Genomic DNA, 19,121 nt, shown 5'->3' with positions numbered 1-19,121 from the left:
GATCCGTGGCACGGACCGGTGTGCGGGGTGGCGGCCGACGGGCGGCCGCCCGGTCTCCGGGGCGGTTCAGGTGCGGGGCGGTCCGTCCTGGTCGCGGCGGTCCGTCCCGAGCTGCTGCTTGAGCTTGTCCTGGGCGGTGTCGACGTGCTTCTTGTACTTGCCCTGAGTACGGTCGTCGACCATGTCGCCGACCTTGTCGATGCCCTTGCCGGCCTGGTCCTCGTGGCCCTTGAGCATCTTCTTGATCTTGTCCAGTGCGGACATGCGGCCTCCTTGGTTCTGCGCCCCCACACACCAAGGGTCACCGCAGAGGGCCCGGCCCGCATCCGCGCCGGGAGGCGGCGAGGACGGGGCAAGGGCCGCCCCGGGGCGGGCGGGAGGTGTGAAGCCGCGCTGGCTGGGCACATACCGGTTGACCAGGAGGAGGTGGTGGCAATGGGCCGCATCCGAGTCGTCGTCCGTCGTCCCCCGCCCCCCTCGGGGCCGCCGCCGCTCGATCTGCGCACCCCGTCCGGCCGCCCCCTGCCGTACTGACCGCCTCCGCCCCGGCCCGTGCCTGGCGCCGGTGCACCCTTGGGCGTTACGGGTGATCCGGGTGGAGACCGCCGTCGAGCGGGCCGTGCCGCCGCGGTCTGTCCTTGTACCGCGCCTCGGCCGGCCCCGACAGCGGGGCGAGCTGCTCCACCAGGACCTCCAGCTCCTCGACGGCGTGTTCCGTCTCGCGGCGGATGTTCCTGTGCTCCGCGACGATGGCCCCGAGCAGCAGCGCGGTGAGCGCGACGCAACCGTTGAGGACCGAGAGGTTGGCCATGATCTCCATCAGGCTGTGTCCCGCGAACGGCCCCAGGGAATCCGTACCCGCGAGGATGGCGAGCACCGACACGACCAGGGCGCACGGCGCGCTGCCGGGCAGCTGGAAGCGCAGAGCCGCCCAGATGATCACCGGGAACACCAGATAGATCATCGACAGCGAGCTGCGTGTCGCGATCAGTGAGGACACCACCACGACGACCGTGAGGACCGCGGCCTCCAGCCACCGGTCGCCGGGCCGGGGCAGCCGCACCCGGCGCAGGACCAGCAGCACGGGGGTGACCACCAGGACCCCCATCGCGTCCCCCGCCCACCAGGACGACCAGACCAGCCAGAACCGTCCCGGCGGAATCTTGTCGTCGAGCAGCAGCGCGCAACTGCCGATGGTGGCGCTGATCAGCATCCCCGCGAACGCGCCGAGGAAGACCAGACAGATCCCGTCCCGCAGCCGGGCCAGGTCACTGCGGAAACCCACCCGCCGCAGCAGGGCGTACGAGGCGAGCGGCGCGATCGTGTTGCCGAACGTGATGACCAGACGGCTCAGGGTGAACGCGTCGCCGATCTCGGAGACCGTGACCAGCGTCCCCAGCGCGATGCCCGGCCAGACCCGGACGCCCAGGCACAGCAGCGCGGCCACGGCGATGCCGGTCGGCGGCCACAGCGGTGTGACGACCGCGCCGTCCACGACCACCTGGCGGATCAGTCCGAGTCGTCCCGACAGGTAGTAGGCGCCGGCCACGCCCAGGACCTGCGCCACGTACACGGCCCGACGTCTGGCTTCCTTGCTGCGGATCACACCGCTCATCAGACACCGACCGTGGCGGGAGTCGGCAGGTGACACGCGCGGTACGCTCCTGCGTCACCGCGGTCCGCGCCGGGCGGCGGCGTGCCGCAGGACCAGTACGGCGGCGTCGTCCTCGTGCCCCGTCACCTCGGCCGCACCCAGGACCTCGTCGGCCAGGAGCGCCGCGCTCGCCCCGGCGTGCGCGGCGACCAGCTGCCGGACCCGCTCGAGACCGTCCTCGATCAGCAGCGACGGTCCTTCGACGACCCCGTCGGTGAGCAGCACGATCGCCCCGTCGGAGTCCAGGGTGCGCCGGGTGACGGGGTAACCCTCGCCGGGCTCGATGCCCAGCGGGAGGCCGCCGGGGTCCTCCGTGATGCCGGACCGGCCCTCGGTGGTGGCCCACACGCACGCCACGTGTCCGGCCCGCGCACTGTGCAGCTCCCAGGTCGCCGGGTCCAGCCGCATGAAGGTGCAGGTGGCGAAGAGACCCGAGTCCACGGACAGCAGCAGATCGTTCGTCCGGCCCAGGACCTCGCCCGGATCGGACGCGGTGCCCGCGATGGCCCGCATCGCGATACGGACCTGCCCCATGAAGGCGGCGGCCTCGACGTCATGACCCTGTACATCGCCGATCGCGAAGCCGAGGGCACCGTCGGCGAGCGGGAAACCGTCGTACCAGTCGCCGCCGATGTCCAGACCGTGGCGGGCGGGCGCGTAGCGCGCCGCGGCCTGGAGGCCGGGGAGCGTGGGCAGGGTGGCCGGCAGCATGTCGCGTTGCAGCGCCTGCGCGAGTTCCACCCTGGCCTGGTGGAACTCCACTTCGCGCCGGGCGCGGGCCGTGAGGTTCTGCAAGGTGGTGAGCAGGTCTTCGGAGCTGGCTGAGCGGGAACTCCGACGCCGGTTCATGTGCCGCTCCGCGGTGCGTTATGTCCCTGAATCATATGGCGGGCGCCCCCGGGCGGCGACTGCGGGGCCGCCCGCGGACCCCTGGCCGCGGGGGCGTCGCTCAGGACGGCCGGGCGCGGTACAGATCCCGGATCAGGGCGATTTCGGCGCCGTGGTGCAGGACCTCCTGGTTGACCCACCAGACGATGTCGACGAACGGGTCCTCGGCGTCGCTGCCGTTCGGGTAGGTGCTGTAGCCGATGGTGTCCAGGGCCGTGTCGTCCGCGCCGATCAGGGCCTCGCGCCAGGCGGCGGACGCGGTCTCGAAGGCGGCCACGGCCCCGCCGGCGTCCCCCGGGGTGCGGTGGTCGTCACGCGTGAGCGCGCTGCCGCCGCCTGTGTACGCGGCGCGCAGGGCGAGCATCTCCGTCAGATGGCTCAGTCGCCACGCGATGGTGGTGAACGGCGGGGGAAACGGATGCGGGGAGTCCGCAGAGTCCCGCCCCCAGTCCCCGGCTCCCACCAGATCGGTGGCCCGCGCCCCCGGGCCGTCGCCGCGACGGCGTACGGACCAGCAGTCGGGCACGGGTTCCCAGAGGTACTCGTCGTCGCCGAGCGGGGTGACGCCGACGTCGACGCCGTTGCCGCTGTCCATGACGGGACCGGCCAGACGGCCGAGGAGCCGCTCACAGGCGAAGTCGAACTGCTCCAGCAGGGGGATCAGGCGCGGTGGGAGGGTCATCGGGGGAGCGTGCCACAGTCGGCGGGCGGGCGCGCGCCGATTTCCCCGGTCCCCGCCGCCGGTCCGGACGGGCGGCGGGGACCGGGGTACGGTGGCCGGATGGACCCTCGTGCCGAGCCGTTGTCAGTGCCCGGTGGGATGCTGCCCGCATGGACGAGCTGATGAGGCTGCGACGGGTGTACGGCACCGATCACGACGACCCCCACCCGGGGCCGAGGCCGGGTCACGACTACCGTGAACTGGTCGGCGGCCCGCTCGACGGGCTCCTGCTGGACGTCACCGGCTGGGGCGACGCGGACCTGCGCGACGGCGTCGGCCTGGTCACGGAGATCGGCGCCTACGGGCCCGGCGGACGTGCCGAGTACGGGCCCCGGTCGCCGGACGGGCACCAGTGGGACTGGCGCGGCGACGTGCGGTGACCGAAGGCCGGCCGGTGATGGCAAGGGCGGCAGGAATCGAACCTGCGACATACGGTTTTGGAGACCGCCGCTCTGGCCGCTGAGCTACGCCCCTTGGTTACGGGTGAAGACTGACACGGCCCGGGGCTCCCGCCAACAGGTTTACCCGGGCGCGGCGTTGAGCACCGTGGCGCGGAAGGCCCCCACCACCGGCCGCAGATCGACGCGGTGCCAGGCCGCCCACAGCCGTGCGGACCCGCTGTGCCAGGGCAGTTCGCGTACGGCCACACCGGAAGCCGTGGCCCGCACCATGCTCCGCTGCACCAGCGCCAGGCCGAACCCGGAGGCGACGAGCCCCAGCGCGGTGAGCGGCTCGGCGGCGTCCAGCGTGATGTCCGGGGTGAAGCCCGCCGCCACGCACGAGGCGACGAACGCGTCGCGCCGACCGGACTCGCGGCTGCTCTCCACCGCGATCCACGGCTGTCCGTCCAGGTCCTCCGGCAGGAGGTCCGCCGTGTCCGCCAGTGGATGACCGGCGGGCAGCACGAGCAGCAGCGGGTCCTCCAGCAGCAGCGCCGAGCGCAGATCCGGGTCCTCCTCGTCCGGGGGTTCCTGGACCAGGGCGATGTCCAGGCTGCGCTGCCGCAACCCCTCGAACTGCTCGGCGCTCTGCTGCCCGTACAGCGCCACATGGATCCCCGGCCGTTCCAGGCGCAGCGCACGCAGGGCGGCGGGCAGAAGCCCCGTGTGCATGGCGTCCGGCACGTAGCCGACGCAGAGTCCGCCCTCTTCGCCCCGCCCGAGCCGGCGGCCCAGGTTCTCCAGCCGGCCGGCGTGGGTCAGCAGGGCCCGGGTCTCGGTCAGGAAGACGCGGCCGTCGGAGGTCAGGCGGATCCGCTGCCGGTCCCGCTCGAACAGGACCAGACCGAGCTCCTTCTCCAGCTGGGCGATCTGCCGGCTGAGCGGCGACTGGGAGATGTGGAGCTGTTCGGCGGCGCGGCCGACGTGTTCTGTCTCGGCGACGGCGACGAAATAGCGGAGCTGGCGGAGGTCGAGCATGTCACGTCCTTATAAGACCTTCGGAGACTCAAGTCAGCCCAAACAAGTCTTGGACAGTCTCAACACTCGATCCTAACCTCGAACGAGTAAGGCCGACAGAGCGTATGAAACCGGATATATCCTGATCAAAGACGCGCCAAGGGTCGGCTCCTTCGCAGCAAAAGGACGCACACGTGAGCATCACCGACCTCCTCCCCGGCCGCCTCGGCTTCGGCACCGCACCGCTCGGCAACATGTTCCGGGCGATCCCCGACGACGAGGCCGCCGCCACCGTGCAGGCCGCCTGGGACCAGGGCATCCGCTACTTCGACACCGCCCCCTTCTACGGCGCAGGCCTCTCCGAGATCCGGCTCGGCGACGTCCTCGCCGGCCACCCGCGCGACGCCTACGTCCTCAGCACGAAGATCGGCCGGGTCATCCTGGACGAGACCGAGGACCCCGCCGCTCGCGACCTCGGCGAGAAGGGCGGGCTCTTCGAGCACGGCCGCCCCAACAAGATGATCAACGACTACAGCGCGGACGCCACCCTCCGCTCCATCGAGGACAGCCTGAAGCGACTGCGCACCGACCGCCTGGACATCGTCTGGGTCCACGACGTCGCCCAGGACTTCTACGGTGACGCGTGGCTCGCGGCCTACGAAACCGCCCGTACCGGAGCCTTCCGGGTCCTGACCCGGCTGCGCGAGGAAGGCGTCATCAAGGCCTGGGGCCTCGGCGTCAACAAGGTCGAGCCGCTCGAACTCACCCTCGACCTCGACGAACCGCGCCCCGACGCGTTCCTCCTCGCCGGGCGCTACACCCTCCTGGACCACGACCGCGCCCTGCAACGGCTCCTGCCGGCCGCCGCCGAGCACGACGTCGACCTCGTCGTCGGCGGACCGTACAGCTCCGGCATCCTCGCGGGCGGCGCGCACTTCGAATACCAGAAGGCGCCCGCGCACATCGTCGCCAAGGTGGAGCGCGTCAAGGCCCTCGCCGGGCAGCACGGCATCGGCATCAAGTCCGCCGCGCTCCAGTTCGCCCTGGCCCACCCGGCCACGGCGGCGGCGATCCCCGGCGCCACCCGGCCCAGCCGCATCGCCGAGGACCTCGCCGCCCTCGACGAGACGATCCCCGCGGCCTTCTGGGAGTCCCTGCGCGAGGAGAAGCTGATCTCCGCCGACGCCCCCGTCCCCACCGCCTGAACCACCCACCTCCTCCGGCACCGCACCGGGTGCCGGCCACGCGAAGGACGCCCTCTCATGACCAGCACCACCGCCTCCACCGAACTCCCCGTACCCGCCGACCGCGTCTGGCAGCTCATCGGCGGCTTCGACTCCCTCCCCGACTGGCTCCCGTACATCCCGACCAGCGAACTGAGCGAGGGCGGCCGCGTCCGCACCCTCGTCAACGAGGAGGGAGGCGTCATCGTCGAGCGCCTCGAAGCCTTCGACAACGCGGCGCGCAGCTACAGCTACTCCATCCTCCGGGCCCCGTTCCCGGTCACGGGCTACCTCTCCACCATCGCCGTGCGCGAGGGCTCCGCGCCGGACCGGGCGCGCGTCGAGTGGTCCGGCGCCTTCACCCCGGACGGGATCGACGACGACGAGGCCGCCGCCCTCTTCCACGGCATCTACGCCGACGGCCTCGCCGCCCTCGCGCAGACGCTCGCCCGCTGAACGCCGCGGACGCCCGAACTCCCTCCGGGCGTCCGGCGAGCGGGGGAGCGGTGGTCGGGCGGACCCGTCCGTCCGATAGGTTGGCCGGTCATGTGGGCTTTGAGTGCGGTCGGACACCGTCGACTGGGTGCGGCAGGATCCCTGGCGGTCGTCGCCGGCGGCTGGTTCGCCGGAAAACTGCCGGTCCACGACCCCTGGGGCCTGTGGACCGACCACGGATCCGCCGCGAAGGCGGCAGCGGCCGCCCTCGCCTACGTCGGACTGACCGTGCTCGTCGTGGCCTGGTGGCAGTACGGCAAGACCGCCGCCACCGCCCGCGACACCCTCGTCACCCTCGCCTGGTGGACGGCCCCGTTCCTGCTCGCGCCGCCGCTCTACAGCGCCGACGTCTACAGCTACATCGCCCAGGGCTCGATGGTCGTCGAAGGGCACGACGTCTACACCGTCGGCCCCTCCGCCCTGGACCCCGGCGGAATCGGCGGCGACGCCGCCGCGAGCGTCGGCAACCACTGGCGCGACACCCCGGCCCCCTACGGCCCTCTCTTCCTGCTGCTCTCGGCCGCCGTCGCCTGGACCACCGGCGGCACGATCGTGCCCGCCGTCCTGGCGATGCGGCTCATCGCGCTCGTCTCCCTGGCCCTGATCGTCTGGGCCCTGCGCCGCCTGGCCCGCGAGCACGGCCACAGCGAGAGCCGCGCCCTGTGGCTGGGAGCCCTCAACCCGCTGCTGCTGATCCACGTGGTCGGCGGCGTGCACAACGACGGGCTGATGATCGGCCTGATGCTCGCCGGCCTGGTACTCGCCCTGCGCGGCAGATGGGTCGCGGGCAGCGCCCTGGTCGGCCTCGCCATCATGGTGAAGTCGCCGGCCGCCGTGGCGCTCCTGTTCATCGGGGTCCTCGTGCACGCGTCCGCGACCGGCCCCCACCTGCGCCGCTGGGCCAAGGGGCTGCTCGCACCCGGCCTGATCGCCGGTGCGGTCGCCGGAGGCGCGACGCTGATCAGCGGCACCGGATTCGGCTGGCTCCACACCCAGGGCGTGGCCGCCAACATCCACACCGCGCTCTCCGTCACCAGCGACCTCGGCCTCGGACTGGGAGAGCTGGCCCACCTGGTTCTCGGCACCGACGCCGAGCCGGTCAAGTCCGCCGTCCAGACGCTGGGCCTGGCGGTCGCGCTCGGGCTGATCCTCGTGCTGGCCCGGCGCGCGATGCGGGGCAGCATGACGCCCGCCCACGCCCTGGGCCTCGCGCTGCTCGCCCTGGTCGCCCTCTCACCCATGGTCCAGCCCTGGTACCTGCTGTGGGGCATGGCCGTCGTCGCCGCGACCGAACAGTACGGCCGCCTCTCCGCCGTCCTGATCGTGCTCTCGGCGGCGCTCGTGTACGAGACCCACCCCATGGGCGCCACCCCGCCCTACGGATTCGCCCTCGCCGGCCTCGCCGTCGTCCTCGGCACCCTCGCCATCCGCCGGACCCCCGTCGTGCCGCCCGGCGTCCTTCTGCCGGGCCGGCGCAGCCCGTCGGACCCGGCGCAGCACCAGGACACCACCGCGACCACCGCTCCCACGGCCCCGGCCCCGCAGAACGCTCCGTAAACGAATCCCCTCGACGATCGAATCTCCTCGACGCCCGGCAAGATCCTCCGCTACGCTGAGCGGGTCCTGTTGTCTCCGATAGAGGTGGACGTTGCGCATCTGAGGTCCGCGATCATCGCGCGGTACGGCCCTGGCCCGTACACGGTCACGACGTTGTCGGCATGTCCGCCGTCCGTGACTTCCGCGTGGATGCGACCTCGGTGCTGAGCCGTCCCTCACCTTCGCAGGACTGTTCTCCCCACCCTCTACCGGCCCCCGGCCGGGTCGCCGCGTGCTGTTCGCATACGAAGCCCCCTCGTCCCGACGCTTCCGACTGCGAGAACCCCATGAGCCATCCCACCGCGCCCAGCGCCTCCGTGGCCGCCTCCCACCTCACCTTCCGGTGGCCCGACGGCACGAACCTCTTCGACGGGCTCTCCCTCACCGTCCCCCGGGGCCGCACCGGTCTGGCCGGCGCCAACGGGGCCGGCAAGTCGACCCTGCTGCGCCTGTTCGCCGGGCAGCTGCGCCCCTCGGCGGGCTCCGTCACCGTCGGCGGAAACCTCGCCTACCTGCCGCAGAACATCACCCTGGACACCGGCCTGCGCGTCGACGCGGCCCTCGGCATCGACGAGCGGCGGGCCGCCCTGCGCGCCATCGAGTCCGGAGACGTACGGGAGGAGCACTTCGAGACGGTCGGCGACGACTGGGACGTCGAGGAACGCGCCCTGGCCACCCTCGGCTCCCTCGGGCTCGGAGCCGTCGAACTGGACCGCACCGTCGGGCAGTTGTCCGGCGGCGAGACCGTTCTGCTCCGCCTGGCCGCGCTGCTCCTGGAACGCCCGGACGTCCTCCTCCTCGACGAACCGACCAACAACCTGGACCTGTTCGCCCGCCGCCGCCTCTACGACGCCGTCGACGCCTGGCGCACCGGGATCCTGATCGTCGTCAGCCACGACCGGGACCTGCTGGAGCGGGTCGACCGCATCGCCGAACTGCGATCGGGCTCGGTGAGCTGGTACGGAGGCGGCTGGTCCGCCTACACCGAAGCCCTCGCCACCCAGCAGGAGGCCGCCGGGCGGATGCTGCGCGCCGCCGACGCCGACGTACGCCGACAGCAGCGCGAGCTGGAGGAGACCCGGATCAAGGTCGCCCGCCGCCAGCGCCACGACAAGAAGCTGGACGCCCAGCGGCGCGCCCCGCGCATCGTCGCCGGGGAACGCAAGCGCTCGGCCCAGGAGTCCGGGGACCGACTGCGCGGGCTGCACGAGGACCGCCTCGACGAGGCCCGCGAGCGCCGGGAGGAAGCCGCCGAAGCCGTCCGCCGGGACGCCGAGATCAAGGTGAGCCTGCCCCACACCGCCGTACCGGCGGGCCGCACCGTCCTGACCGTACGGGACGTGAGCCTGCCCTACGGGCGGCTGCGCGAGGGAAGCCTCCAGGTGAAGGGCCCCGAACGCATCGCCCTGGTCGGCCGCAACGGGGCCGGCAAGACGACCCTGCTGCGCACGCTCACCGGGGAGCTCGCGCCGAGCGCCGGAGAGGCGAAGGCGGCGGTGCCGCTGAGGTTCCTGCCGCAGCGGCTGGACGTCCTCGACGACGCGTTGAGCATCGCCGACAACGTCGCCCGCACCGCCCCGGGCACCACCGACAACCAGATCCGCTCCCAGCTCGCCCGGTTCCTCTTCAAGGGGGCCCGCGCGGAGCAGCCGGCGGGCACCCTCTCGGGCGGCGAACGCTTCCGGGCCGCGCTCGCGGCGACGATGCTCGCCGCGCCCGCCCCGCAGCTGCTCCTGCTGGACGAGCCGACGAACAACCTCGACCTGGCCAGCGTGCGGCAGTTGACGAGCGCCCTGGAGTCCTACGAGGGCGCCCTCCTCATCGCCAGCCACGACCTGCCGTTCCTGGAATCCGTGGGCATCACCCGCTGGATCCTGCTGGACGACGAACTGCGGGAGACCGACGCCGAGGAGGTCCGCGAAATGTTCGGGAGCCAGGGCCCCACGCCGGCGGTCACCGCGTGAGGCGGACCGGCCGTGTCGGAGAAGAAGAAGGAGGAGATCCGGATGGGTGCTGACCTCGGCCCCTGCGTCGTACTGATCACCGGGGTGATGGCCGCGGGGAAGTCCACCGTCGCCCAGCTCCTGGCGGAGAGCCTGCCACGGGCGGTCCATGTGCGCGGCGACGTCTTCCGACGCATGATCGTCTCCGGTCGCGCGGAGATGACACCCGACGAGGAGGCCGAGGCGCGGAGCCAGCTCGACCTGCGCCAGCGGATCTCCGCGCAGGTGGCCGACGCCTACGCGGACGACGGATGGACGGCCGTCGTCCAGGACATCGTCCTCGGCGATGACCTGCCCCGCTACATCGGCCGAGTGCGCACCCGCCCCCTCCACGTCGTCGTGCTCGCCCCCTCGCCGAAGGCCGTACGCGCGAGGGAGGAAGCGCGGGGGAAGACGGGGTACGGGGAGTGGACGGTCGAGGCGTTCGACGCCTATCTGCGGAGCGGGACGCCTCGCATCGGCCTGTGGCTGGACACGTCCGGTCAGACGCCCGAGGAGACGGTTTCGGCCATCCTCGACGGTCTGCGCGGTGCGGGGGGTGAGGCCTCTCAGGCCGCCTCGTAGCGGTGGGCCCGTCCGCCCCGCCATTCCACCCAGACCGGGTTGTCGAGGATCCGGTCCGCTTCCTCGAGGCCGGCCTCGCTCAGGAACACGATCACGTCGTGGTCGCTGTGGGCCAGCCCGAGTATCTCGTCCCGGCCTTCGTAGTGCACGGTCACCCGGCGGCCGCCCGAGGGGGTCGGACGGTGGATGACGATCGGGGGATTTGCCATGGCTCCACCCTGCGGCGCGCCCCGCCCCCGCGCATCCCCGGCCCGCCCCCGCCGCGAGCGGGCCGCGGCCGGTCCGCGAAAGGCTCCCGCGCGCTCCCGGGGGCCGCGGACGCCCTCATCGCCCGGCGGCCGCGAGTTCCACCGTTGTGGTGACACGCACCAGGGAGGGCCTGCGCGGAGCGGAGCCGAACCCGAAGGCGACGGGCGGATCGAGCGGGGCGAGCCGCCCCAGCCCCACCCCGTCCAGCACGGCGTCGGCGGCCACGACCGGCCGTAGCCCCCGTGCCCCGTACCACTCCCGCCGCCGTGGACCCGCGCGGCCCAGGGTGCGTACGCCGGGCATCAGCAACCGGGCCGGCACGTCGCACAGCGCGGCCCAGAGCGGGCTGCGGGCGAGCCGGGCCGGTACGGCGGACAGCAGCAGACCCAGGGCGGTCCGGCGGCCGGTCCGCAGCCGCAGGCGCAGCGGCCCCGCCTCGACGAGCCAGGCGTCGCCGGTGACCGTGACCGCCACGGGGACCACCTCGATCCGGTCGAAGCGGTAGGTGGCGGCCACGAAGTCCGCGATCTGCCGGGACGGGGCCAGCAGGACCCGTTCGCCGTCGGGATGCTCGACCATGACGTCGCTGAACGACCCGAACGGCGAACGCGGCCAGTGCCCGACCACCAGCCGGGTGCCCGAAGAGGTCCCCACACCGGCGATCCAGCCGTCGAACCGTAGTCGCTCACCTGTCATGCCGCCAGTCTCCCCCGCCGATGGCGGCGGGGGAGAGGCGACGGCTGACGCCCCTGTCGTACGGGCTACTCGAAGCGGGACGTGTCGCCGGCTCCGCGGCGGACGATCTCGGGCTCGTCGCCGGAGAAGTCGATGACCGTGGTCGGCTCGGTGCCGCAGTCGCCCGAGTCGATGACGGCGTCCACCTCGTGGTCGAGCCGCTCCTTGATCTCCCAGCCCTGCGTCAGAGGCTCCTCCTCGTCCGGCAGCAGCAGCGTGCTGGAGAGCAACGGCTCGCCGAGTTCGGCGACCAGCGCCTGGGTCACGACGTGGTCGGGGATGCGCACACCGACGGTCTTCTTCTTCGGGTGCAGCAACTGGCGGGGGACCTCCTTCGTCGCCGGGAGGATGAAGGTGTAGCTGCCGGGTGTCGCCGCCTTGACCGCCCGGAACACGTCGTTGTCCACGCGGACGAACTGCGCCAGCTGCGCGAAGTCGTGGCACACCAGCGTGAAGTGGTGGCGGTCGTCGAGGTTCCGGATCGAGCGGATCCTGCCGATGGCGTCACGGTTGCCCAACTGGCAGCCCAGTGCGTAGCACGAGTCGGTCGGGTACGCGACGAGCGCACCGGACCGGATGCTGTCGACCACCGTGCTGATGGTGCGGGGCTGGGGATTCTCGGGGTGCACGTCGAAGTACTTGGCCATCCGCCGAGCTTACGCGTTCGGGCCCGGCGCGCAGGGCCGTCCGCCGGGATGCGTGAGAGGCGGCCCGTCGTGCGACGGGCCGCCTCTCCTTCCGCTTCGTGCGGTGGCGTCGAACGCCGGGCCGGTCAGACCGCGGCGGCCCCCACCAGCTCATCCAGTACGTCCTCCATCGTCACGAACCCGATGACCGTGCCCTTGTCCCCGGCGACCGCCGCGAGATGGGTGCCGGCGGCGCGCATCGCGGTGAGCGTGTCGTCGAGCGGGGTGTCGATCTCGACCCGGATGACGGGGTGGAGGGCGCTCGTGGGCAGCGCCTCGGTGCGCTCCGCGACGCCGAGGGCGTCCTTGATGTGGAAGTAGCCCAGCAGCCCGTCGTCGGGTCCGGTGACCGGCAGCCGGGAGAAGCCCGAGGCGACCGCGGCCCGCTCCAGGCCCTGCGGAGTGATACCCAGATCGACGGTGACGGTCCGGTTCAGCGGGACCATCACCTCGCCGACCGGACGGGTCCCGAGCTCCAGCGCGTCCTGCAGCCGCTCCCCGTCGGCCGGGGCGAGCAGCCCGGCGTCGCTGGAGTCCTTCACCAGCCGCACGAGCTCGTCATCGGTGAACACCGAGGCGACCTCGTCCTTGGGTTCGACCTTGAGTAGCCGCAGCAGCATGTTGGCGAAGGCGTTGATGCCGAAGATGACCGGCCGCAGCGCCCGGGTCAGGCCCACCAGGGACGGGCCCAGCGCCAGCGCGGTGGCGACGGGAGCGGCCAGCGCGATGTTCTTCGGGATCATCTCGCCGATGAGCATGTGCAGATACGTCGCCAGGGTCAGCGCGATCACGAACGCGATCGGGTGGACCAGCGCCTCCGGCACACCGACCGCGTCGAACGGCGGCTCCAGCAGATGGGCGATGGCCGGTTCCGCGACGGCGCCCAGGACCAGGGAGGAGATGGTGATGCCGAGCTGCGCGGTGGCCATGGCGGCCGACAGGTGCTCGAGGCCCCACAGCGCGCTCTTGGCGCGTCGGCTGCCCCGCATGGCCTCCGGCTCGATCTGGCTGCGGCGGACCGAGATCAGGGCGAACTCCGCGCCCACGAAGAACGCGTTGGTGAAGAGCGTGAGCACGCCGATGGCGAGCTGAATGGCGGTCATCGGGCGTCCTCCTCCACGAGGGCCAGCGCCGGCAGGGGCGCGGTGATCCGGACCCGGTCGGCCCGGTGGTGCTCGATGTCCAGCACGTCGAACTGCCAGCCGTCGACCTCCACCCGGTCCGCACGGACGGGGATGCGGGCCAGCTGGTTGGCGAGCAGCCCGGCGAGCGTCTCGTACGGTCCCTCCGGCGCGCGGAAGCCGATCCGGTCGAGCTGGTCCAGCCGGATGCTGCCCTCGGCCTCCCAGACCGGGCGCCCGTCGCCGAGCGGCTCCGCCGGTGCCAGGTCGGGGCGCTCATGGGGGTCGTGCTCGTCGCGGACCTCGCCGACGACCTCCTCGACGATGTCCTCGACGGTGGCGACCCCCGCCGTACCGCCGTACTCGTCGATCACCACCGCCATCGTCCGGTGCTTGCGCAACTGCGCGAGCAGCCGGTCCACGGGCAGCGAGTCGGGGACGAGGAGCGGCTCGGTGGCCAGCGTCGTGACCGGGGTCCGGTCCCGCTCGGACTCCTCCAGGGCGAGGACGTCACGGATGTGGACCGTGCCGATCACCTCGTCCAGGCTGTCGCGGTAGACAGGGAAGCGGGACAGGCCGGTGGCCAGCGTGAGATTGGCGGCGTCGGCGGCGGTGGCGTGTGCTTCCAGCGCCCGGACGTCGACGCGCGGCGTCATCACGTTCTCGGCGGACAGCTCCGCCAGGTGCAGGGTGCGGACGAACAGCTCGGCCGAGTCCTGCTCGATGGCGCCCTCACGGGCGGAGTGCTGGGCGAGCGCGATCAGTTCCTGCGGCGTACGGGCGGAGGCCAGCTCCTCGGCCGGCTCCAGGCCCAGCCGTCGCACGGCACGGTTCGCGGTGTTGTTGAGGTGCCGGATCAACGGGGCGAAAGCGGCCGTGAACGCGCGCTGCGGGGTCGCGACGACCTTGGCGACCGTGAGCGGACTGGAGATCGCCCAGTTCTTCGGGACCAGCTCGCCGACGACCATGAGGACCACGGTGGAGGCGGCCACGCCGAGGAGGGTGGCGACCGTGGACACGACGCCGGCGGGAATCCCGACGGTCTCCAGCGGGCCGCGCAGCAGCACCGCGAGGGACGGCTCGGCCAGCATGCCGATGACCAGGGAGGTCACGGTGATGCCGAGCTGTGCGCCGGAGAGCTGGAACGTGAGCCGCTTGGCGGCCTTGAGCGCGCTCTCCGCGCCGCGTTCACCGGCCCGCGCGGCGCGTTCGAGTTCGCTGCGCTCGATGGTCGTCAGCGAGAACTCGGCCGCGACGAACACCGCACAGGCCAGTGTCAGCGCGAGGGCGAGGAGGAGCAGGACCACTTCGCTCACCGTGTCACCTCCGTCCCCTGGTGCGCGGGGTCGGGGATGACACGGTTCGTACTGGGAGGCTCACCCATTGCGGTGCCGCAGCTCCTTCTCTGTTCGGGTCGTCGGGATCGACGGTGGGGACGGGTGCGAACCCGCCCCATAGATAGTAAAGGGAACGCAAAGCAAACGGGAGTGGCGAGTGTCACACGCAGCGGGCCCCCGGGAGAAGTGCCCGGCGGCGCCGACGGAGTGCGGACGCGGGGCGGTTCCCTGTGATCTTGATGGCCGGAACTGTGCGTAGCGGCCGCCGGCTTGGGAAACCCTTTACCTCCCGGGACGTTCTGCCCGGCGAGGTGGCCCGTGCACCCTCGATCGCCCATCCACAGAAGGAGCGGACGCCGCACATGGTGTTCAAGAAGCTACTCGGAGCCCTGGGGGTCGGCGGCCCCTCCGTCGACACTGCTCTGGAGCCCGGCCCTGCCCTGCCCGGCGGCCTCCTCTCCGGAGAGGTCCGTCTGCGTGGCGGCGGGACGGACGTGTCTGTCGACCGGATCGCCCTTCTCCTCGTCGCTCGGGTCGAGAGGGAGGACCAGGAGGAGGAGCACGAGGGCACGGTCGTCCTCGAACGGTTCACCGTCGGCGGTGGGTTCCGGCTGGCGGAGGAGGCCGAGCACACCGTGCCGTTCTCCGTCACCCTGCCGTGGGAGACGCCGATCACCGAACTCCACGGCCAGCCGCTGGGCCCGGTGCTCGGCATCCGGACGGAGCTGGAGATCGCGGGCGCCCGGGACAAGGGCGACCTCGACGAGCTCCCGGTGGGCCCGCTGCCCGCGCAGGAAGCGATCCTGGAGGCCTTCGGGCAGCTCGGCTACGTGTTCAGGTCCGCCGACCTGGAGCTCGGCCACATCCGGGGGACCGGCCAGCAGTTGCCCTGTTACCAGGAGATCGAGATTCTCCCGCCGCCCGGCCACGCGCACGCCGTGAACGAGATCGAGGTGACCTTCCTCGCCGCACCGGGCGGTCTGGAGGTCGTGATCGAGGCGGACAAGCGCGCCGGACTCCTCTCCGAGGGACACGACACGGTCCACCGCTTCACCGCCTCCCACCACGCCGTCCCGCAGACCGACTGGAACGCCCGGGTCGACGCCTGGCTGAAGGAGGTCATCGCCGGCCACGAGGCCCACGCCGCGCCGCCCTCGTACTGCGGACACCACGGTGACGATCACCGTTCGGGCCCCGGGGCGGGCGCGGTGGTGGCCGGGGTCGCGGCCGGAGTGGCCGTCGGTGTCGTCGGTGGCATGGTCGCCGCCGAAGTCGTCGACGAGATCGGCGACGCCTTCGAGGACGAGGAGGGCGACGAGGACGCGGGCGGCGACGAGGGCTGAGCGGTGAGCCCCGGGCGGACCGGCGGGCGCACCGACGCCGGCGGTCCGCCGGGGGTGCCAGGGCGCGCCCGGCCTCACCGTGTGCTGCGGTGGTCGTCAAGTCACGCTCACCGGCGGCAACCACCACGACGTTACCCACCTGCTGCCGCTGCTCGACGCGGCGTCGCCACGGCTCAGGGCTCGGCAAAGTTCGTTGGGTGGTGGAACGGGCCTTCGTCTGGCTGCACCAGTTCAAACGACTCCGAATTCGCTACGAAAGACGCGCCGACCTTCATCAGGGCCTGCTCGAACTGGCATGCAGCCTCATGTGCCTTCGCCGCCTGCGGACCGCACGATGAAACGAGCGGTCAGTTGAGAATGATCGGATTGGTGAGTGCGGCGACGTGCCCGCTGCGATGGCGGACCTCGATGCGGACGAATGCTGATTGCTCCGCTGTCGTGTCCCACTGCACCGCTCCCGCCCCGTCATCGGGGAGGGTGGCCCGGTGCGCCTTTCCTCGACCGGTGTGGAAGCTGACAGTCCCCGCCGGCACACCTCGTACTGCCGCACGCACTTCCACCTGCCCACCATGAGTCGCGAGCCGCTCGCCCACCCCGGCGACGCGGCCGGCCGTATGGGCGGTGAACGACACGTCCACATCCGCCGACTCGGCGATCCAGCTGCGGCCGGCACTGATCCCGGCCAGGACTGCCTCTGTGCTCAGCTGCTCGGCGAAGACCACGGTGTGAGGGGTCCCGATCTGCCCTTCCAAGTGGGTGTCGCTGTTGCCCATCGCCGGCCGCCACGAGCCCGTGTGGAGGTCCGCCGCGAGGCTCCGCCCCCATTCGGCCAGGGCTGCCTCGTTGTCGGCATTCCAGGGCCGGTCCGAAGTCCACAGTCCGTTCCATACCTCCACTACGTCGAAGCCGGGGAAGGGGAACATGAAGTCGCCCGAGGGGTAGAGCGCATGCGGGTGTGCGGCCACGCACAGGCCCCCTGCTCGGTGGACCTGTTCCAGGCACTTGTCCACCATTCCGTCCCTGACCTGGTGGTTCCAGTCGACGGCCTCGCCGGGATCGAGGCCGAGCGCGAGCCAGTGCCCGGTCTTCGTGGTCACCTCTTCACCGAGAAGGATCAAGAAGTCATCGGCGGCCAGATGCCCCCACACCCCCGGGGCCGCGGCTGAGTTGTGCTCTGTCGTCGCGATGAAGTCGAGCCTGGCCACCCGCGCCCGGACGGCCAACTCTTCGGGGGTGAGTTCCCCGTCCGAGTGGACGGAGTGGACGTGGCAGTCCCCGCGGTACCAGGCCGCCCCGCGTCCGACCGCCCGTGCCGACGGGAAGCTCAAAATCGACAAGGTTCTCCTCCCAGAGCCCTGTTGAGCCAACGTGCCAACCGGGGCAACCCGTTCCATCGCCCGCTGAGCACGATCTCGGTCGAGACGTCCGGCCAAGATCTCCCTCTGAAACGATCAGTAAGGGGGCCCACGGGTCGCGGCGGACCAGGGAGCGTACGTTCAACCGCACCCCGGTGCGGAGCTTGCATGCGACAGACCCGCCAGGGGCAGCTCGCACCGGACCTGGTCGTCAGCCGTGGCGGACAGGTTGGTCGTCACTCCCGCGGCGAGGACGCAGTCGATGGTGATCCGGCGGGTGCCAGGCGGTCGAAGAGGGCGTCCAGGTCCGGGAGGAACCAGATGTCCCGGCCCCGGTTGGCCTCGCGGACGAGGTCGGGCAGGGCCGAACTGGCCGCCAGGTGGCGGTCGATGTCTCCGACGACGACCAGGCGCAGCCGGTAGTTCGCGAACTTCTGCAGGATGTCTCCGGCCACGCCGGTGCTCAGATCGAAGAAGCGGTCGTCCAGCCGCGTGGACGGCACCGCAACGATCTCCGCGCCCTGGAAGGCGGCGCCGATCAGATGGTCGAGGGCGTCCTGGACCGTGGTGATGGTCGCTCCGTCGGCGTCGCACACCAGGACCGGAACGCCGTGGCGCTCGACGACGTCAGGCACGGTCGGCCCCCTGCTCACCCGTCGTCGAGGGCGCGGAGACGGACGTGGCGGTGGCCGAGGAGGTGAACAGGCCGCTGTCCGGGCCCAGTAGACCGTCGATCATGTGCAGCAGATCGGCGGTGGCGGCAGTGCCGCCGAGAATGACGATCTTCATCCGGGTTCGCTCCTTGTCGTAGACCGTCTGGATACGCAGGGGGTCCGGGGTGTCCCGCGCGGACTGCGCGCCCGCCGTGATGAACGTGCTCAGCCGGTCCGCGGCGGCCGGATCGACGCCGTCGATCTGCACGATGCTGGACACCTCGGCGTGTCCCGGAGCGACCGGCGGTGGCTCCGGGACCGTGTCATCGGCGGGCCGGCCGGTCAGGGCTTCGAAGTCCTCCCTGCTGATCCGGTACTGCTTGCCGATCCGGACGGCCTTGAGCCGGCCGTCGCGGACGTAGTTCCGGACGGTCCGCACATGCAGGCCCAGGCGTTCGGCCACCTCGCCGATCGAGTACAGCTCACGCTCGTCGTTCCCCATGGTTACGTATCCTACTCAAAAATGCGCTGAGCTTCTCTATGGAAAGGAAGGATAGGGAAGAATGAGGAGTCTCATCAACCCCAGGGCCCCTCATCGTCATCCCCGGCCGACAGCGGGCAGGGGCCTACCTCGCCCGATCACGGGCACACGGAGGCCATCGCTCGGAAGGAGCACCTCCCATGCTCGGTATAGCCGCCGCAGTTCTGTTCTTCATCGCATTCCTCATCAACGCAGCCGACATCTCCACCAACGACGTCTTCGCGTCCGGCAACGTGATGCTGCTCGGCCTCATGCTCCTCGCCCTGCAGGTCGCGGGCGTGGGCGCCGGCAGCCGGATCGGCGGCTCGCGCAGGCGCTGACGCACGCCGCACGGCCCCGTCGGCCCGCCGCACGGGCCGGGGGGGGGGGGGGGGGGCCCCCCCCCCCCCCCCCCCCCCCCCCCCCCCCCCCCCGGGGGGCCCCCCCCCCCCCCCCCCCCCCCCCCCCCCCACAACCAACCCCCCCCCCCCCCCCCCCCCCCCACCCCCCCCCCCCCCCCCCCCCCCCCACAAAAAAAAAAAAAAAAAAAAAAAAAAAAAAAAAAAAAAAAAAAACAACAC

At 71.8% G+C, this 19,121-nt stretch carries 21 protein-coding genes, 1 tRNA gene and 2 pseudogenes; 10 read left to right on the top strand and 14 right to left on the bottom strand.

Annotation, left to right across the window (positions count from 1 at the left end):
- Positions 1-66 precede the first annotated feature (66 nt).
- The 4 genes from ACH4UK_RS31810 to ACH4UK_RS31795 form a co-directional block, all read right to left on the bottom strand.
- Complete coding sequence (locus ACH4UK_RS31810) at positions 67-264, bottom strand: antitoxin (RefSeq protein WP_398361903.1); 198 nt, start codon at positions 262-264, stop codon at positions 67-69.
- Positions 265-580: 316 nt separating this feature from the next.
- The gene (locus tag ACH4UK_RS31805; RefSeq protein ID WP_398362299.1) at positions 581-1,606 is read right to left on the bottom strand and encodes an MASE1 domain-containing protein; all 1,026 of its coding nucleotides are present in this window, start codon (positions 1,604-1,606) and stop codon (positions 581-583) included.
- Between the two features lie 63 nt (positions 1,607-1,669).
- A complete protein-coding gene (locus tag ACH4UK_RS31800; RefSeq protein ID WP_398361902.1) occupies positions 1,670-2,503 on the bottom strand; it encodes a PP2C family protein-serine/threonine phosphatase in 834 nt (277 codons plus the stop codon).
- A 100-nt stretch (positions 2,504-2,603) separates the two neighbouring features.
- Positions 2,604-3,224, bottom strand: coding sequence for a DinB family protein (locus ACH4UK_RS31795; RefSeq protein ID WP_398361900.1), 621 nt, complete (start codon positions 3,222-3,224; stop codon positions 2,604-2,606).
- A gap of 149 nt (positions 3,225-3,373) precedes the next feature.
- Here ACH4UK_RS31795 and ACH4UK_RS31790 point away from each other — a divergent pair, with 149 nt between their 5' ends.
- A complete protein-coding gene (locus ACH4UK_RS31790) occupies positions 3,374-3,643 on the top strand; it encodes a hypothetical protein (RefSeq protein WP_398361899.1) in 270 nt (89 codons plus the stop codon).
- 18 nt (positions 3,644-3,661) lie between these two features.
- Here the strand turns inward: ACH4UK_RS31790 and ACH4UK_RS31785 are convergent.
- Positions 3,662-3,737, bottom strand: a tRNA-Trp gene (locus ACH4UK_RS31785).
- A gap of 47 nt (positions 3,738-3,784) precedes the next feature.
- Positions 3,785-4,681: a LysR substrate-binding domain-containing protein gene (locus ACH4UK_RS31780; protein ID WP_398361897.1), complete on the bottom strand. Its 897-nt coding sequence runs from the start codon at positions 4,679-4,681 to the stop codon at positions 3,785-3,787.
- Between the two features lie 173 nt (positions 4,682-4,854).
- Between ACH4UK_RS31780 and ACH4UK_RS31775 the strand changes: the two genes are divergently transcribed.
- The 6 genes and pseudogenes from ACH4UK_RS31775 to ACH4UK_RS31750 all read left to right on the top strand — a co-directional run bounded on the left by ACH4UK_RS31775 (position 4,855) and on the right by ACH4UK_RS31750 (position 10,541).
- Positions 4,855-5,865 (top strand): aldo/keto reductase, encoded by a 1,011-nt coding sequence (locus ACH4UK_RS31775; RefSeq protein WP_398361895.1) that lies wholly within the window; start codon positions 4,855-4,857, stop codon positions 5,863-5,865.
- 57 nt (positions 5,866-5,922) lie between these two features.
- Positions 5,923-6,339, top strand: coding sequence for an SRPBCC family protein (locus tag ACH4UK_RS31770; protein ID WP_398361893.1), 417 nt, complete (start codon positions 5,923-5,925; stop codon positions 6,337-6,339).
- A gap of 90 nt (positions 6,340-6,429) precedes the next feature.
- Positions 6,430-7,935, top strand: a complete 1,506-nt coding sequence (gene mptB / locus ACH4UK_RS31765) for a polyprenol phosphomannose-dependent alpha 1,6 mannosyltransferase MptB (RefSeq protein ID WP_398361891.1) — start codon at positions 6,430-6,432, stop codon at positions 7,933-7,935.
- A gap of 161 nt (positions 7,936-8,096) precedes the next feature.
- Positions 8,097-8,861, top strand: a pseudogene (locus ACH4UK_RS31760) (ATP-binding cassette domain-containing protein); the annotation flags it as partial.
- 135 nt (positions 8,862-8,996) lie between these two features.
- Entirely contained in the window at positions 8,997-9,938 is a 942-nt protein-coding gene (locus tag ACH4UK_RS31755; protein WP_398362297.1) for an ATP-binding cassette domain-containing protein, read from the top strand.
- A gap of 42 nt (positions 9,939-9,980) precedes the next feature.
- Positions 9,981-10,541, top strand: coding sequence for an AAA family ATPase (locus ACH4UK_RS31750; RefSeq protein ID WP_398362295.1), 561 nt, complete (start codon positions 9,981-9,983; stop codon positions 10,539-10,541).
- Here the strand turns inward: ACH4UK_RS31750 and ACH4UK_RS31745 are convergent.
- The 5 genes from ACH4UK_RS31745 to ACH4UK_RS31725 form a co-directional block, all read right to left on the bottom strand.
- Positions 10,526-10,750: a hypothetical protein gene (locus tag ACH4UK_RS31745; protein WP_018512798.1), complete on the bottom strand. Its 225-nt coding sequence runs from the start codon at positions 10,748-10,750 to the stop codon at positions 10,526-10,528. The genes ACH4UK_RS31750 and ACH4UK_RS31745 overlap by 16 nt on opposite strands.
- A 115-nt stretch (positions 10,751-10,865) precedes the next feature.
- On the bottom strand, positions 10,866-11,486 hold the full coding sequence (locus ACH4UK_RS31740; RefSeq protein WP_398361889.1) for a hypothetical protein: 621 nt from the start codon (positions 11,484-11,486) through the stop codon (positions 10,866-10,868).
- Between the two features lie 65 nt (positions 11,487-11,551).
- Positions 11,552-12,172 (bottom strand): L-threonylcarbamoyladenylate synthase, encoded by a 621-nt coding sequence (locus ACH4UK_RS31735; protein ID WP_398361887.1) that lies wholly within the window; start codon positions 12,170-12,172, stop codon positions 11,552-11,554.
- A 125-nt stretch (positions 12,173-12,297) separates the two neighbouring features.
- On the bottom strand, positions 12,298-13,314 hold the full coding sequence (locus tag ACH4UK_RS31730; protein ID WP_398361885.1) for a hemolysin family protein: 1,017 nt from the start codon (positions 13,312-13,314) through the stop codon (positions 12,298-12,300).
- Entirely contained in the window at positions 13,311-14,648 is a 1,338-nt protein-coding gene (locus ACH4UK_RS31725) for a hemolysin family protein (RefSeq protein WP_398361883.1), read from the bottom strand. The genes ACH4UK_RS31730 and ACH4UK_RS31725 overlap by 4 nt, the downstream gene beginning before the upstream one ends.
- 383 nt (positions 14,649-15,031) lie before the next feature.
- Here ACH4UK_RS31725 and ACH4UK_RS31720 point away from each other — a divergent pair, with 383 nt between their 5' ends.
- Together ACH4UK_RS31720 and ACH4UK_RS31715 are read left to right on the top strand one after the other, a co-directional pair.
- Entirely contained in the window at positions 15,032-16,012 is a 981-nt protein-coding gene (locus tag ACH4UK_RS31720; RefSeq protein ID WP_398361881.1) for a sporulation protein, read from the top strand.
- 158 nt (positions 16,013-16,170) lie between these two features.
- Positions 16,171-16,350: pseudogene (locus tag ACH4UK_RS31715) on the top strand (transposase); the annotation flags it as partial.
- A 9-nt stretch (positions 16,351-16,359) separates the two neighbouring features.
- Here the strand turns inward: ACH4UK_RS31715 and ACH4UK_RS31710 are convergent.
- The 3 genes from ACH4UK_RS31710 to ACH4UK_RS31700 all read right to left on the bottom strand — a co-directional run bounded on the left by ACH4UK_RS31710 (position 16,360) and on the right by ACH4UK_RS31700 (position 18,522).
- A complete protein-coding gene (locus ACH4UK_RS31710) occupies positions 16,360-17,340 on the bottom strand; it encodes a CehA/McbA family metallohydrolase (protein ID WP_398362293.1) in 981 nt (326 codons plus the stop codon).
- Positions 17,341-17,603: 263 nt separating this feature from the next.
- On the bottom strand, positions 17,604-18,002 hold the full coding sequence (locus ACH4UK_RS31705) for a DUF4180 domain-containing protein (protein ID WP_398361879.1): 399 nt from the start codon (positions 18,000-18,002) through the stop codon (positions 17,604-17,606).
- On the bottom strand, positions 17,995-18,522 hold the full coding sequence (locus tag ACH4UK_RS31700; RefSeq protein WP_398361877.1) for a helix-turn-helix domain-containing protein: 528 nt from the start codon (positions 18,520-18,522) through the stop codon (positions 17,995-17,997). The genes ACH4UK_RS31705 and ACH4UK_RS31700 overlap by 8 nt, the downstream gene beginning before the upstream one ends.
- A gap of 179 nt (positions 18,523-18,701) precedes the next feature.
- Here ACH4UK_RS31700 and ACH4UK_RS31695 point away from each other — a divergent pair, with 179 nt between their 5' ends.
- A complete protein-coding gene (locus ACH4UK_RS31695; protein ID WP_398361876.1) occupies positions 18,702-18,881 on the top strand; it encodes a hypothetical protein in 180 nt (59 codons plus the stop codon).
- The last annotated feature ends 240 nt before the right edge of the window (positions 18,882-19,121 follow it).

The sequence above is a fragment of the Streptomyces sp. NPDC020884 genome, from assembly GCF_044333935.1.
Classification (GTDB): Bacteria; Actinomycetota; Actinomycetes; order Streptomycetales; family Streptomycetaceae; genus Streptomyces.
The sequence above is the reverse complement of the archived record's forward strand: the minus strand, read 5'-3'. Positions and strand labels throughout refer to the sequence as shown.